This window comes from Lactiplantibacillus modestisalitolerans, assembly GCF_005405425.1.
Classification (GTDB): Bacteria; Bacillota; Bacilli; order Lactobacillales; family Lactobacillaceae; genus Lactiplantibacillus; species Lactiplantibacillus modestisalitolerans.
On record NZ_BJEA01000017.1, the window covers coordinates 45,724 to 61,711 of the forward strand.

Genomic DNA, 15,988 nt, shown 5'->3' on the forward strand with positions numbered 1-15,988 from the left:
AGTATAGCGACCGTTATGCTGGCTTTTTTGCTGTCGTTTGCGTTATGATAGTAAGTCGAATCAGCGAACGGTCGAAGTGCCGGCTTATCCGCGTGACTAACGCTAGTGGCGCCGGTGTCGACCGCGGTTAACGGATTTTAAAGGATGTGGACAATTGAGTTACTCAGAAAAAATGCTCGCGGCCCTTTCCAACGGGCAATTAGAAACGGCAAATAAGCACTTTGCGTGGGCCCTCCGCAAGGACGATGACGATACGCTCTTTAGTTTGGCGGAAGAGCTCTATGGCTTGGGCTTTTTGAAGCAATCGGCACGCACTTATAAGAAGTTGCTTGCCAAGTACCCCGACGAAGACGACTTGAAAACCGGCCTGGCCGATATCGCGATTGATGAGGGCGATACCGACTTGGCATTGGACTACCTGCACCAGGTTAAACCGGACTCGCCGGCCTACGTGCAAGCACTACTCGTGGAGGCCGACCTTTATCAAACCCAAGAATTGTTTGAAGTAAGTGAACAAAAACTCCTAACCGCGTACCGGCTTGATCCCGATGAACCGATTGTTGAGTTCGCCCTGGCCGAGTTTTACTTCTTAATTCGGAATTACCATCAGGCGGTCCGCTTTTACTTGGCACTCATTAAGCAGGGCCACTTAGAGATTTCGCGGGTTAACTTGGTTGAACGCCTCGGGGTGGCTTACGCGGAAGCCGGTCACTTTGAACAGGCGGTCGGTTACTTGGAACAAATTAAGCCGGCTAAATTAACGCCGGATACCCAGTTTGAGCTGGGCTTTACGTATTTACAATTAAACGAACCACGTAAGGCAATCGATACCTTTAATAAATTACGGGAGCAGGATTCGCAGTACGCAACGGTTTATCCGTACTTGGCTGAAGCGCAGGAACAGTTACACCAGCTTGATCAGGCCTTATTAACGCTCCAAGAGGGCTTAGCAGTTGACCAGTATAATGAACAGCTCTACTTGCGAACGGCCCGCTTAGCGCTAAAATTGGACGATCAGGACCTGGCTGAACGGTACTTCCGGGAAGGCCTCAGTATCGATCCCGATAATTTAACGACCGTGTTGGAATTATCCAACTTACTCGTTCAGCAGGAGCGGTACCAGGCGAACATTGACTTATTGGATCAATATTTACAAAGCAACGAGTTTGACCCGCAGTTTTACTGGAATTTGGCAGTTTCCAACGAGCATCTGGACCACTTTAAAGCTGCTCAAGAGAACTACTTGGCGGCCTACCCGTTCTTTGAACATAACCAGGACTTCTTAAAGCCCGCGATTTACTTTTTCCGTGAGGCGGGGATGCGTGAGCAGGCGGTCGCCGCGCTCCGGAATTACTTGGCCATCGTCCCGGATGACGGTGAGATGGTTGCCATGTTGGAAGATTTTGAAGATCAGGGTTACTAGTAGGCCTGGGAGTTGAAAACACTTTCAAGTTTGGTAGAATGAAATTAATCAGACCAAACCTTGGGGGTAAGCAATTTGAAAATCGCAATGATTGCAACGGACCTGGACGGGACGTTTTTAGATGACCAGCATCAATTTGACCGACCCCGGTTTCAAGCCCAGTTGGACCGGATGAATCAGCAAGGTCAGCACTTTGTCGTGGCCAGTGGCAACCAATTACAACACTGTATCGACGTTTTTGACGGCGTTCAGGGTGAACTCACCTACGTCGCGGAAAACGGGGGGTTAGTGATGACGAGTGAGGGGCACATCTTACACGAGAGTGTGATCGAGCACCCGTTACTTTTAGAGCTACTTGAGTTTGTCGCCACCCATCCGGCCCTAACGGGGGCTAACCTGTCGCTGTCTGGAAAACGGGGGGCCTACATTCGGCCAGAGGATGATACGCCCACGGTGCGCTACTTTTTAAGTAACATGCAAATTGTGGACGACATTACGGCCGTTGATGATCATATTTATAAGGTCAATTTTAATTGGCCGGGGACGGCAGCTGAAACCAACGCGGCGTTGATTAATCAACATTTTAACGGTCGGTTACGCGCAACCGTCAGTGGTGGTAACGGGCTGGACGTCATTCCGCCTCACGTGAATAAGGCGGCGGGGTTAGCGTACTTGCAACGGCATTGGCAAATTACGCCGGCACAAACGGCGGTCTTTGGGGATAACAGTAACGACCTTGAGATGCTCAACGCCGCCACGTACAGCTACGCGATGCAGAATGCTAAGCCGCACGTTCAATCGGCGGCGCACGCGGTAACGGTCGCGGATAATAATCATGCGGGCGTTTTGGCAACCATCGACGCGCTAATTTAAGCGCGCCCGGTGTATCCAGCCTTGCAATACAATCAAATCAGTTCAAGCAAATCGGTGGTGACTGCGGTTACGATCGATTTTTTGGCGTTTCGGGGGGCTTTAACACTAATCACGTGTCGTTGACCCGGATTCTCTGCTAAAATAAAAGGTAGATTGACCTTGAGGAGGAATTATTTTGGTAAAAGTAATTGTAGCCGGCTATAAGGGCCGGATGGGCAGTACCGCTGCTCAAATGGTAATTGATAACCCGGATTTTGAACTGGTCGGTGTATACGACGCACGCAGTCAGGATCAGAACCTCGGTGAAGATGACCGTTTTAAGGGTCAAGACGTGCCAGCTTTTCACGCGTTGGACAAAATTAAGACGGACGCCACGGTTTGGATCGACTTTACGATTCCAACGGCCGTATACGAAAACGCGACCTTTGCGTTGAAACATGGCATTTCCCCCGTCATTGGGACGACTGGGATGACGGATACCCAGGTTAAAAATTTACAAACGCTCGCGAAGGAAAAACAAATCGGGGGCTTAATTGCCCCGAACTTTGGGATCAGTGCGGTGCTCTTGATGCAATTTGCACAACAAGCTGCCAAGTACTTCCCAGACGTTGAAATCATTGAAATGCACCATGATGATAAAATCGACTCGCCAAGCGGGACCGCGATTAGTACGGCGAAGAAAATTGCGGAAGTCCGGGCACCTAAGGAACAGGGTAACCCCGACGCTACTGAAACCATTCCTGGTGCGCGCGGTGCCGAATATGAAGGCATGCGGATTCATGCGGTCCGCTTACCAGGGTTAGTTGCGCACGAAGAAGTCATGTTTGGTGGCCCTGGTGAGGGCTTAACAATTCGACAAGACTCCTTTGACCGGATTTCGTTCATGACTGGGGTTAAGGTCGCGGTTGAAAAAGTTAACCAGTACCACGAACTCTTTGTCGGTTTGGAGCACTTACTATGAAATTAACGGCGTTGCCCGCCGAGTTTGAGGCGGCCAAGCCGGTGCTCGATACGATCATTGCGGCCGGTTACGAAGCGTACTTTGTTGGCGGGAGTGTTCGCGACACGATTCTAGGTAAGCCGTTGCACGACGTAGACATTGCCACCAGTGCGTTTCCCGCGGAGGTCAAGCAGTTGTTCAAGCGCACCGTTGATACCGGGATCGAGCACGGGACCGTGATGATCTTAGACCATGGGACCGGCTACGAGACGACCACTTTTCGGACGGAATCGGGTTACCAGGACTTTCGGCGGCCGGACCAGGTCACCTTCGTGCGTTCGTTGAAAGAAGACTTACAACGCCGCGACTTCACGATTAACGCCTTAGCGATGAAGCCGGATGGGACCGTTATCGACATGTTTGACGGTTTAAAGGACCTAGACGCGGGCATTTTACGCGCGGTGGGCGTAGCCGAGGAGCGATTCCACGAGGACGCCCTACGGATGATGCGGGCGGTGCGCTTTGCCAGTCAGTTGGACTTCGAAATTGAACCGCAAACGCAAGCGGCCATTGCGGATAATGCCGCGCTTTTAACCAAGATTGCGGTTGAACGCACCCGGGTCGAATGGGAGAAACTCCTAATGGGTCAGCGCCCCCAACGGGGCCTCCGAGCGCTGCTAGCGACAGCGTTGTACCGGTACTTGCCCGGCATGGCGGCGCACCGGGCCGTTTTAGCGGACCTGATGGATAACGCTGACTGGCACCTACCGACGATCGAAGCGGCGTGGACGTTGCTGGCTTGGATTACTGAACGCCGCCAAAGCACGCAGGTTCGGCAACTATTGAAGCAGTGGAAGACGAGTAACGAGTTGATTGTTCACGTTACGGCCGCTGTTTCGGCACTAGCGAGTCTGCAAGCTAATGGTCGGCTAACGGCCCAGGAAAACTTTGCAACCGGCTTAGACGCGCTGACAACGGCTAATCAGGTGGCGGCAATTCTTGGCTTTGGTCAGCCGCTGGATCAGTTAACGGCGGCTTACCACCAGCTACCGATTCATGATCGGCACGAGTTGGCCGTCAACGGCGGTGATTTAATTCGTACGGGCGTGGTCACACCCGGTCCGGCCATGGGGACGATCCTGCAAGCGTGCTTAACGGCGGTGATTGATGGCCAAGTTGCAAACCAGCGAGACGCTTTGCTTGATTTTTCAAGGATGGCAGCGGATACAAAAAGTGATTGAAATTTTCTATGAATCTGTTACGATTAAGATGAAACTAATTCTCAATGAGGTGATTTTCAATGGAAAGAGCATTAGAAGCATTAAAATTTAATTTCCGCAATGGTGACACTTGGGTCGTTCATCATCAAGATATCTCCGACTTATGGATTGGCCGGGTAACGACAAGTTACGGCCGGATTAAGGGTGGCAAGATGACCATTATTCATCCTTGCAAGTCTTTTAAGGCTGAATTTAAGCCCGATGCGGATGCGGTTGATCCAGAAACGACCCACTTATCAACGGTAACTAGTGGGATGTTTGAACGGGTGACCCATTTCCAAGATATTGAAAAAATCGACATTTTATTTGGTGACGAACGTGGGAGTGAACAAGTTTACTTACCATTCAAAGCCAAGGACGTTGACGGAATTGATAACGTTTATCAGACGAGTTCAATTTCGAAAGACGGTCGCTTACACCTAGTTGTTGACGATTCACGGACCGTGATTGATATTTACGGTGACAACGATCGCCCAGGAACGGTTTAATCACGTCTCAGCTTAACCACGTTAACGTGGTTAGATTGGCAGCGTAACTGAAATCACATTATTCGGATTAATTGATCCGGATAATGTGATTTTTTTAATGGGGGGACGTTATGAGAACTATTAAATAGTAATTAGTTACTTTAACTACAATCTCAAACCCAACCGTAATCAACAAACCAGAAGTAACCCCGCCAACTTGGACAACTAAAAATTACTGCCGCGGTTAATTTCAACAACACTACGAGTTGTGTTTTTACGCGTTTCTAGCTAAGATAAATAGTAATGAAGTAAAAAGGGTGGATTTAAAACATGCAAACATTACGAGCAGAACATCTGACCCGCACGTATGGTGAAAAGACGTTATTTCGCGATATTTCGTTTATTATCAACGAACATGACCGAATCGGTGTGATCGGCGTTAACGGTTCTGGTAAGACGAACCTCTTGGACGTTTTATCCGGCGTAACGACACCAGAAGCTGGTCAGTTGATCAAGCCGAAAAATTATACGATCGGCTATTTAAAGCAACAACCCGAATTAAAAGAAGATTTAACGGTGATTGACGCGGTTTTAGCTGGTAGTCAGCAAGTCTTTCGAACGATTCGGCGCTATGAACAAGCGCTGAGCACGTACGGGGACCATCCGGAGGACCCCGCAGCCCAACGCGCTTACGTTGACGCTGAGGACCAAATGAACCAGGAGGATGCTTGGACGGCTGAAAGTGACGTTAAAACGATTTTAACCCAACTGCACATTACCGATTTGAATCAAGTCGTTAAGCACCTTTCCGGGGGACAGCGTAAGCGGGTCGGGTTGGCGCAGGTTTTGATCCAGGCGCCCGACTTGTTGCTCTTGGATGAACCAACGAACCACCTTGACTTTGATTCCATTGAATGGCTTGAGTCCTACCTGGCTTCGTATAAGGGCGCGTTGGTCGTTGTGACCCACGACCGCTACTTCTTAGACCAGGTGGCTAACCAGATGTTTGAGCTATCCTTTGGCGAGCTCCACCAGTATACCGGGAATTACCAGGACTTCGTTCAAGCGAAGGCCGAACGGGTAGCCCGGGACGTGTTAGCGGAACATAAACAGCAGCAATTGTATAAAAAGGAACTCGCCTGGATGCGGGCCGGGGCCCCGGCGCGAAGCACCAAGCAGCAGGGCCGCATTAACCGCTTTAACGATTTGAAATCAAATCTGAATACGCTCCAGGTCGACCACGACGTTGATATTTCGTTAGGGCAACAGCGCTTAGGAAAAAAGGTCATTGAGCTGAAAAACGCCAGCTTAAAATTCGGTGACCTTCAAATCTTGAACGATTTTTCAATGTTGATCCAAGCAAATGACCGCATTGGGATCACCGGCTTGAACGGAGCTGGTAAATCAAGCTTACTGAACGTTATCGCCGGGCGCCAAGCGTTGGATTCGGGGACGGTCACGATTGGGGAGACCGTTAAAATGGCCTATTACACCCAACAAACCGAACCAATTCCGGGTGATAAGCGGATCATTAATTACCTGCAAGACGTTGGTGAAACCGTCTTAAATAAGCAGGGCGAGCACGTTTCGGTCACTGAATTGTTGGAAGAATTCCTCTTTCCCCGGCGGATGCACGGGACGCTGATCCGGAAGTTGTCGGGTGGCGAACAGCGGCGGTTGTACTTGTTAAAACTATTAATGCAACAACCGAACGTCTTACTGTTAGACGAACCGACCAACGACTTGGATATTGGAACCTTGACGGTGCTGGAAAACTATCTGAGTGACTTTGCTGGCACCGTGATTACGGTATCCCATGACCGCTACTTCTTGGATAAAGTCGGGACGAAACTTTTGATCTTCGATGGCCACGGCCAGATTGAACGTTATTCTGGGCGCTTTTCAAGCTACTTGAAGGATCAAAAGCAAACTGCTAAGGCGGCTAATCAACCGACTAAGGCTAAAGCTAAACCGGCGGCAACCGAGCCCGCGAGTGCGGCCGCCCCGAAGCAAAAGGTCAAGTTAACTTACGCGGAACAATTGGAATACGATAAAATCGAGGGCGTGATCGAACAACTTGATAACCATAAAACGGAAATCGAGGAGGCCATGGCTGCGAACGCCAGCGATTACGGCAAGCTGGCGGATTTGCAAAAGGAATTGACGAAGACGGAAACGACCATTGATGAAAAAATGGATCGGTGGGACTATCTCAGCCAGTTTGATCAGGCATAAGGAGCGAACGGATGTTAGAAGAAGCGTATTTACAATTAGCACGGACGATTTTGGAACACGGCACTTACAAGGACGACCGAACGGGCACCGGGACCTACAGTATTTTTGGTTATCAGATGCGCTTTGACCTCAGCCAGGGATTTCCGCTACTAACGACTAAAAAGGTCCCGTTTGGTTTGATCAAGAGCGAATTACTATGGTTTTTACACGGAGACACCAATATTCGTTTCCTATTGCAACACCGCAACCATATTTGGGACGAGTGGGCCTTTAAGAACTGGGTCAATAGCCCGGACTACGTGGGCCCCACAATGACGAACTTTGAGCATCGGCGCTTAACGGATCCGGATTTTGCGTCCGTTTATCAGCAGACTAAGCAACGCTTTGATGAGCAAATTTTAAATGACGACGCTTTTGCGGCCAAGTTTGGTAATTTAGGCGACGTTTACGGGGCCCAATGGCGGCATTGGCAGACACGTAATGGACAGACCATCGATCAAATTGCGAACGTTATCGATATGATCAAGACGACGCCAAACTCGCGGCGGTTGATCGTTTCGGCTTGGAATCCTGAAGACGTGCCGAGCATGGCGTTACCACCGTGTCACACGCTCTTTCAATTTTACGTGGCCGACGGGAAGCTTTCTTGTCAACTGTACCAGCGTTCCGGCGACGTTTTTCTCGGGGTGCCGTTCAACATTGCCAGTTATGCGTTACTGACGCACTTAATCGCGAAAGAATGTGGGCTGGCGGTTGGCGAATTTGTGCATACGCTGGGCGACGCTCATCTTTATCAAAACCATTTAACGCAGATCAAGACGCAGTTGCAGCGGCCGGTACGGCCCGCACCGCAATTACAATTGAGCGGCGCGCATGCTAGTATTTTTGACTACCAAATGAAGGACATTCAGCTGGTTGGTTACGATCCAGCGCCCGCAATTAAAGCCCCCGTGGCGATTTAAACCCCGTTCTGGTTAGTTTTATTAACAAGGAGGAACGCAATGATTGCACTTATCTGGGCCGAGGACCAAAATGGATTAATTGGAAGGGCGGGGCAACTCCCATGGCACCTGCCCGCCGATTTGCAACGCTTTAAGCGGCTGACCACGGCGCACGACGTCGTGATGGGACGTAAAACCTTTGCCGGCTTTCAACGGCCATTACCGCGGCGGACGAACTGGGTCCTATCGCGCCAGGAGTTAGTGTTACCGGCGGGGGTGCAACGGCTTGCCGATTTAGACGCGTTACGGGCCTTAGACGCCCAGCACCCGGAACAACTGACTTTCGTCATTGGTGGCGCGCAGGTCTTTAAGGCCGTATTACCATTGGCCAAACGCTTGTACCGGACGCGAATCGACCACGCCTTTACCGGCGACACTTGGATGCCAACGGTTGACTACGCGCAGTGGCAATTAACGGCCCACCAAGCGGGCCTGAGCGACGAGCGCAATCCGTACCCGTTTAGTTTTGATGATTTTGAACGGCGTTAATTCGGTCCTGACCGTGAAAGAAATCAATATTTCTGCTATACTAAAATCATTAATTTATTGTAAAGGCGCGAAACCTTTATGAGTATAAGAAAGCGTGGCAAAGTATGACGAAAATCAAGATTGTGACCGATTCTTCGGCAAATTTAACGGATGAAGAGGTAAAAAAATACGATATTACCGTGATTCCGCTGACCGTCATGATCGATGGGACCATTTATGTGGAAGATGAGACCATTACGCGGGAAGAATTCATTAATAAGATGGCGACGGCTAAGTCGTTACCTAAAACTAGTCAACCCGCACTTGGGACTTTCATTGAAACCTTCGATAATTTGGGGGCGGACGGTGCCAGTGTGATTTGTATCAACATGCTTGAGGCGATTTCTGGGACGGTCCATACGGCCGAACAGGCGGCCTCAATTACTAAAACCGACGTCACGGTGATTGACGCGCGCACCACCGACCGTGCAATGGCGTTTCAAGTGCTGACAGCGGCCAAATTGGCTCAAGCTGGTGCTGAAAAGCAGGCCGTGATTGACGCGATTCATGCCACCCAACAACATACCAAGTTATTCATGGGAGTCATGACTTTGAATAACTTGGTTGCCGGGGGGCGCATTAGTCGGCTGACCGGAGCAATCAGTACGTTGTTAAACGTCAAAATTGCCTTGGAAGTTGACGACGGCGAATTGGACGTGAAAATGAAGGGCCGCGGTGTTAAGGCCATTAATAAATTTTTCGATAAAATCATCGATGACATTATTGCCACGCCGAACGTGGCGGAGGTCGCAATTTCCCACGTGGGCGCGACGGAACGCGTTGAAGACTACAAGGCGCGCTTGCAGGCAGCCTTACCGAGTTTAAAAGTAAGTGTCCAACCAACGGTACCCATTATTGCGACCCACGGTGGTCCGGGTGCTTTTGCGGTTGAATACCACACGCAAGCGCCAGTTTAAACGAGGGGGACGCCAAAGCGCGCCCCTTTTTTATTACCAATGAACAATCTGGAAAGGTGGGCATCAATTTGTCAAAACTATGGAGCGCACTCAAAGTGGTCCTAATTGTTGGGGTGCTCGCGGTTGGCGTGTATTTTGGCGTCAGCCGACTGATGAGCCCCCCATCCACGGCCACGCCAGCGGCGCAACCGACGAAGACGGCCAAAAAAGCGACTAAGACAACGCCTAAGGTGCAGCGTAAGCAGCAAATTAGCTTAGTGGCAGTCGGCGATTCGTTGACGGAGGGCATCGGTGATCAAGCCGAGGGCGGCTACGTTGGCCAAATCAAACAACTACTACACAAAAAGCAAAACCTGACCGTCCACACGACGAACGCCGGGAAGGCTGGTGATCGGAGCGACCAAATTCTCGCGCGGATCAATCAATCTGACCAGCTGCAGGCTAAAATTGCCAAAGCTGACGTTGTCACGGTGACGGTTGGCGGTAACGATTTACTGCAAACGCTTGAAAAAACGTTAGGATCGAACAACACTGCGAAAAATAACGCGGCCGTGGCTAAGGCCCAAACAGACTATGCCAATAAGCTGGTCAAGCTATTTGATCGTCTTCACGAGCTAAACCCCAAGGCCCCGCTATTCGTTTTCAGTATTTATAACCCGATTTTTGTTAATTTCCCCAATGTAACGTCGATTACGCGTTATGTTAGTCGCTGGAATGAGCAAACGGAAACGATTCTTGCCCGGTACGCGGACGCCCATTTCATGGATATTAATACGGCCATGTCGCACGGGCAATACAAGACATCCGCCCAACTGAAGCGGCTCAAGCGTTCCGCGGATGAATCAACGATCACGAGTTTATCCAATCAGAAGTCGGTCGCCAACGTGCTGGCTGCGGAGAGTAAAACCAACGTGTTGATTTCGACGACGGATAATTTTCACCCGAATAAACGGGGATACGGCATTTTTAGTCAGAAACTATATCAAACCATGATGGCCCATGATCAGTGGGCCGTAAAAAAATAAGGAGGAGTTCGGATGCGTGAAGCACAGCGGGCTAAGCGGGCGGAAAAAGCATCCGCACCGCAAGCAAAAACACCGCAACCACGGCAACCGTTTAATGGGTGGAAGTGGATTGCCATTATTTTATTGGCGTTAGTCATTGGGACCGGTGCCTACGTCGGAACGCAAATTTTTCGATCCCCAAGTGAGACGACCACGTTAACGAGTCAACGTAACGATGCGGCCAGTGTGCCCATTAAAATGAATCGTAAGCAGCTGAACGCGTTAGCCAGTTACTATTTGACTGATTTGCAAAAGGGTCAGGATTTAAAGTACCGTTTCCTAGTTAAAAAGCAGGCGGCCTACTTACTCGGGACGACCCAGGTGTTAGGCCAGGATATTTCGTTTGTGATCACGATGCAACCTAAGGTCATCGATGACGGGAACATTTCGCTCAAAGCGACTAAGCTGTCGGTCGGAACGATGTCGTTGCCAATTAGCTTTGTGATCAACTATATCAACAATAATTACAAGATTCCCAAGTGGGTTCGGCTGAACGCTAAGCAAAAAACGGTCAACTTGTACTTAAATAAGCTGGTTAGCAAGCACGACGTTTCTTATAGTGTCGATCAGATTGATCTGGCGAATGACCAGTTCCAGTTTGAAATGCACATTCCAACCAGTAATAATTAGCAGACCAGTGGGGTGAATTCATGCACAAAACGTTTTATCAGTTTTTAATGACGCAGCGGAATCCAGATAGTACGGCGGCCATTGCGGAGTTTGCGAACAACGCCTTCTTAGACCAGTCGTTTCCAAAGCAGAGCCGGGACTTTCACGAACTGTCCCAGTACTTAGAATTGAACGCGGGTTACTTGCCTGGGATGACGATTTTTGACGATGCTTGGCAAGCCTACTTAGCGAGTGAGGCGTAAGGCGCTTAATTTGAAAGAAAGAGGACGTTAGTGATGCCAGAAAAACCAACGGAGCAAAATCCGCATTTGAAACAGCAACAACCGCGACCTAAACGCCGCGTAGGGTTATGGACCTACATTATTTCGATCGTCGTGGCCTTGGGCGTCGGGGTCGGCGGAACCTACTGGTTTTTAGGCCGGGCCGTGACCCAACAAATTGCTAGCATGCAGCAGACCAATCAGGCAATGAAAAAAGTCGCTGCCGTATACCAGACAATCAGTGAAAACTATTACCAACCGGTCAACGCGAACAAGTTAGCTAACGGGGCCATTAACGGGATGGTTAATTCCCTGGGCGATAAGTTTTCCGAATACATGGACAAAAGTGAGACCCAGGACTTAAACGATACGATTGACAGTTCGTTTTCAGGAATCGGGGCGCAGGTCCAAAAAGCCGGGAGCTACGTCCAAATCATCTCGCCAATTGCCGGGACACCCGCTAAAAAGGCGGGCTTAAAGCCTAAGGACGTGATCAAAGCGGTCAACGGTAAGTCGATTGCGGGGAAGACCCTGACCGAAGCCGTGAACTTGATGCGTGGTAAAATCGGGACGAGCGTTAAATTACAGGTTGAGCGTAACGGTGAGACCTTTAACGTTACCTTGAAACGGGCGAAGATTCCGGTGACGACCGTTGATTATAAGCTGGTTGGTGGTAAACAGAAGATCGGGTACGTGACGGTTTCGACCTTCTCAACTGATACGGCGAAGGAATTTAAGGCGGCGTTAAAAGCGTTGGACAAACAGGGCGCCAAAAAGCTGGTCATTGACATGCGCGGGAACCCGGGTGGCTTAATGACGGCGGCCCTTAAGATGGCTTCCATGTTCTTAAAGAACGGTAAAACGATCATGCAGGTCCAGTCACGGGATGGCGCTGCTGAGAAGTACGTTGCGGGTAAGAAGTACGATGGCGGCTATAAGGTCACCAAACCGACGACCGTGATGATCGACGGTGGGAGTGCCTCGGCGGCCGAAATTTTCTCCGCCGCGTTACACCAATCTGCCGGCGTTAAGCTCGTTGGGTCGAAGTCTTACGGCAAGGGGACCGTGCAGACGGTCACTTCGTTTAATGATAAGACTGAAATGAAGATTACGGTTGCTAAATGGTTAACGCCAAATGGTGATTGGATCAATAAGAAGGGCTTAACCCCGGACATCGTCGCTAACGAGCCCAGCTATGCGAGCCTGACCATCGTCAGCAAGGTCAGCGACTTACAAGCTGAAAAGGTTAACCAGAACGTGAAGACGTTCCAGCAGTACTTAAAGGCCCTGGGCGTCTTTGACGGAACCGTGAACGGCTACTTTGGTGACAGTACGACCGCGGCCGTTAAAAAGTATCAAAAGCAGGCCAAGTTAACCGTAACGGGGAAGGTCGACAAGCAAACGTTGGCTAAGATTGAAACCGCATTGGCGGAAAAAATCAGCGCGCATGACCGAGCGTACGATGCGGCCATTAAATTAATGAGTCAAACGCAAACCGACTAAGACGGTTTTAAGCGTTGATCAGAAGCAGTGAGCAGCTACAGGAAGGCGCGGCCTTTCTTGGAGCTGCTTTTTTAGAGTCTATGATATTTGGTGTTGAGCTGCTAAGAAAGCTAGCACTTGAGTTTTCATCAGGACGTTATGACTACCGAAATAAGTAAGCAAGATTACGTTAAATTTGGTAACCGTTCTGCCGGATCATCTTCATTAATTGAGACTAACCTGTAAAACTAAATATAAAAGCCAGTCTAGCCAGCAGCGGGTGTAACCATGGCTCAACTGCGAAATTATTCTTAGGCGGAAGTGGGTTGCTTCCGGCTTAGAATAAGGCTCGAATTTGAGATTGCTCAGTGGTCTTCTGAGTGAGCTCAAATCGATGCCCGCAGTGTTCCAGCCAACCGGTTACACCCGTTGCTGGCGGCAATTTCAACACCAATTGGTACAGAGTCCTTTTTTACGGCTTACGTGGTTCAGCATCGCTCGTTTAGACTAGACAAGTGGACGCTAGACGCGCATAATCGATTTTTAATTAAAGTAAGCGGTCCGTCTATTGGATGCGGCGGTCGTTTAATACGGAGAGGTGGGTTACGGATGCATAAACGGTGGGTTCAGCTCGGAATCGTAGGGGGACTAGTGATTGTTATTGGTGGCGGGCTAAGCTGGGGACGCTTAAGTCAGCCGGCTGCCACCAAAGTGCCCCAAATTAGCCGAAAAGCACAATCAAGCAAGCCCGTAGCTGAAATCACGCAAGCGCGTTGGCGGCAAAACCCCAAATTAAAGTATGCGAGTTTGATCTATTATGCAGTGAAGCACTTGAAAATTCAGCGGTGGCAAGAAGTTAGTGACTTTGAACGTGGCTGGCAAGTCGAGATTTATGCCAATCATGGTCGGCCGAAATACTTAGTCTGGCCTGACCAGCACATTCAAGCGCCGGCTAAGCAACTCCAGCCGAATTGGTTCACGCTCAGCCCCGATGGCAAGGTGACCTACGATAGCTTTGGCGTTCATAGCTTTAGTCCGGATTTAACGGCGACCGTTAGCGAGGCGACCATCTTAAAGCAACTTCAAGCCGACCACGCGGCGGCGCGCATTCACGCCATGCTCCCACATTTAACCGTTGTCCGGCACCACTGACGGGGGCGGTTACGGGCATTTTTAATGAGAAAAACGCGCGGAAACTAGCGTTTTTAGTTAATTCTCGGTATGATGAAAGGTGCGATGAACTGGCAATTAGCCAGACGAAAGGAAGCAATTTATATGAATATTCAATGGTATCCCGGTCACATGGCGAAGGCCATTCACCAAATTCAGGATAACCTCAATTTAGTGGACATCGTCTTCGAACTAGTGGACGCCCGGATTCCCGAGGCTTCCCGAAACCCCGATATTGAAAAAGTCATTCAACACAAGCCCCATTTATTGATCATGACTAAGAAGGATCTTGCCGATCCGCAACAGACCGCGGCCTGGGTCGCCCACTACCAAGCGCAAGGGCAAACGGCGATCGCCGTGGACTCCCGTAACCGGACGACTGGTAAGCAGATCACGCAGGCGGCAACGACGATGCTAGCGGATAAGCTGGCTAAAATTGCGGCGCGGGGGATTACGAACCGGCCGATTCGTGCGGTTTGCGTCGGCATTCCGAATGTTGGTAAATCGACGCTATTAAATCACATTGTGAATAAGAAAATTGCCAAGGTCGGGGACCGACCGGGAGTGACTAAGGGTCAACAGTGGCTAAAAGCGTCTAACAAATTGGAATTGTTAGATACACCCGGAATCCTCTGGCCTAAATTTGAGGACCAGGTCGTTGGGACGAAACTAGCGGTCACCGGGGCAATCAAAGAAAATATTTATCCGAACGACGACGTGGCGCTATTTGCATTGGATTTCTATAAGCAGCATTACCCGCAACGGTTAGTAACGCGGTATAAGCTTGATGAAGCCCAATTAGAATTGGCCAACCCCGAGCTACTCATGGTGATGACGAAAAACGCTGGGATGCGCGATGACTGGGAGCGCTTTTGCGGAGCCTTTTTATTAGATATTCGTAAGGGCCGGCTGGGCCGCTTCACCCTCGATTTAACGACGGAGCAAGCGGATGACTAAGTTAACGATTGCCGCGTTTAAACAGCAGTTAGCGCACCACCCGGATCAGACGTTGCTGACGGCCGCCCAACAAGATCCGCGCAAGGGCGTTCAGCAGGCCTACCAGCAATATTTAAAGCGGCAAGCCGCGCGGGCGGCCCTCCAGACCCGTTTTGACCAGCATATGCGGCTGGAACGAGCCTTTTGGGCGGCCGGCGGTCAGTACGTTGCCGGCATCGATGAAGTTGGCCGCGGGCCACTAGCCGGGCCCGTGGTCACCGCCGCGGTCGTCCTGCCCCAGGACTTTGATTTGGTTGAAGTTAACGATTCAAAGCAGTTAACCGCAACACAACGGGAACGCTTAATGCCCCAAATTTTAAGCCGCGCGGTCGCGGTGAGTCTGGGAGTGGCCTCGCCAGCGCAAATCGATGCTTTAAATATTTACGAGGCGACCCGGGTAGCGATGGCGCAGGCCGTCACTAATTTACGGGTGGCCCCGACCCGGTTACTGGTTGACGCGATGCAGATTCCCGTCCCAATTGAACAGGTCCGCTTGATCAAGGGGGATGCGAAGAGCGCCAGCATTTCGGCGGCCAGTATCGTGGCCAAGGTGGCCCGAGACCACCTGATGGCAACTTACGAGCAAGTCTATCCTGGTTATGATTTTGCCCATAACATGGGCTACGGGACGGCGAAACATTTAGCAGGGCTCCGGGAATTGGGGGCAACGCCGATTCACCGCCGTTCTTTTTCGCCGGTCCAGCACGTATTACGCCCGTAAC

16 protein-coding genes are annotated in these 15,988 nt (G+C 50.4%); all 16 read left to right on the forward strand.

Annotated elements, in window-relative coordinates:
• Positions 1-154: 154 nt before the first annotated feature.
• A complete protein-coding gene (locus FFM79_RS10285; protein ID WP_137643392.1) occupies positions 155-1,423 on the forward strand; it encodes a tetratricopeptide repeat protein in 1,269 nt (422 codons plus the stop codon).
• 75 nt (positions 1,424-1,498) lie between these two features.
• A complete protein-coding gene (locus tag FFM79_RS10290; protein WP_137643393.1) occupies positions 1,499-2,296 on the forward strand; it encodes a Cof-type HAD-IIB family hydrolase in 798 nt (265 codons plus the stop codon).
• 175 nt (positions 2,297-2,471) lie between these two features.
• Positions 2,472-3,257, forward strand: coding sequence for a 4-hydroxy-tetrahydrodipicolinate reductase (gene dapB, locus FFM79_RS10295; protein ID WP_137643394.1), 786 nt, complete (start codon positions 2,472-2,474; stop codon positions 3,255-3,257).
• The gene (locus FFM79_RS10300) at positions 3,254-4,477 is read left to right on the forward strand and encodes a CCA tRNA nucleotidyltransferase (RefSeq protein ID WP_137643395.1); all 1,224 of its coding nucleotides are present in this window, start codon (positions 3,254-3,256) and stop codon (positions 4,475-4,477) included. Before dapB ends, FFM79_RS10300 begins: the two co-directional genes overlap by 4 nt.
• A gap of 59 nt (positions 4,478-4,536) precedes the next feature.
• Positions 4,537-5,004 carry a hypothetical protein gene (locus FFM79_RS10305; protein WP_137643396.1) on the forward strand — a complete coding sequence of 156 codons (468 nt, stop codon included), beginning with the start codon at positions 4,537-4,539 and terminating at the stop codon, positions 5,002-5,004.
• A gap of 309 nt (positions 5,005-5,313) precedes the next feature.
• Entirely contained in the window at positions 5,314-7,218 is a 1,905-nt protein-coding gene (locus FFM79_RS10310) for an ABC-F family ATP-binding cassette domain-containing protein (RefSeq protein ID WP_137643397.1), read from the forward strand.
• A gap of 11 nt (positions 7,219-7,229) precedes the next feature.
• Positions 7,230-8,180 (forward strand): thymidylate synthase, encoded by a 951-nt coding sequence (locus tag FFM79_RS10315; protein ID WP_137643398.1) that lies wholly within the window; start codon positions 7,230-7,232, stop codon positions 8,178-8,180.
• A 39-nt stretch (positions 8,181-8,219) separates the two neighbouring features.
• A complete protein-coding gene (locus FFM79_RS10320) occupies positions 8,220-8,708 on the forward strand; it encodes a dihydrofolate reductase (RefSeq protein ID WP_137643399.1) in 489 nt (162 codons plus the stop codon).
• A 104-nt stretch (positions 8,709-8,812) separates the two neighbouring features.
• On the forward strand, positions 8,813-9,664 hold the full coding sequence (locus tag FFM79_RS10325) for a DegV family protein (protein ID WP_137643400.1): 852 nt from the start codon (positions 8,813-8,815) through the stop codon (positions 9,662-9,664).
• A gap of 68 nt (positions 9,665-9,732) precedes the next feature.
• On the forward strand, positions 9,733-10,689 hold the full coding sequence (locus tag FFM79_RS10330; protein WP_137643401.1) for a GDSL-type esterase/lipase family protein: 957 nt from the start codon (positions 9,733-9,735) through the stop codon (positions 10,687-10,689).
• A 12-nt stretch (positions 10,690-10,701) separates the two neighbouring features.
• Positions 10,702-11,358: a YpmS family protein gene (locus FFM79_RS10335; RefSeq protein ID WP_137643402.1), complete on the forward strand. Its 657-nt coding sequence runs from the start codon at positions 10,702-10,704 to the stop codon at positions 11,356-11,358.
• Between the two features lie 20 nt (positions 11,359-11,378).
• Positions 11,379-11,600, forward strand: a complete 222-nt coding sequence (locus tag FFM79_RS10340; RefSeq protein WP_137643403.1) for a YozE family protein — start codon at positions 11,379-11,381, stop codon at positions 11,598-11,600.
• Positions 11,601-11,633: 33 nt separating this feature from the next.
• Complete coding sequence (locus FFM79_RS10345; RefSeq protein ID WP_137643404.1) at positions 11,634-13,121, forward strand: S41 family peptidase; 1,488 nt, start codon at positions 11,634-11,636, stop codon at positions 13,119-13,121.
• A gap of 588 nt (positions 13,122-13,709) precedes the next feature.
• Complete coding sequence (locus FFM79_RS10350; RefSeq protein WP_137643405.1) at positions 13,710-14,252, forward strand: hypothetical protein; 543 nt, start codon at positions 13,710-13,712, stop codon at positions 14,250-14,252.
• A 123-nt stretch (positions 14,253-14,375) separates the two neighbouring features.
• A complete protein-coding gene (gene ylqF / locus FFM79_RS10355) occupies positions 14,376-15,227 on the forward strand; it encodes a ribosome biogenesis GTPase YlqF (RefSeq protein WP_137643406.1) in 852 nt (283 codons plus the stop codon).
• Positions 15,220-15,987: a ribonuclease HII gene (gene rnhB, locus FFM79_RS10360; RefSeq protein ID WP_137643407.1), complete on the forward strand. Its 768-nt coding sequence runs from the start codon at positions 15,220-15,222 to the stop codon at positions 15,985-15,987. Before ylqF ends, rnhB begins: the two co-directional genes overlap by 8 nt.
• Position 15,988 lies beyond the last annotated feature (1 nt).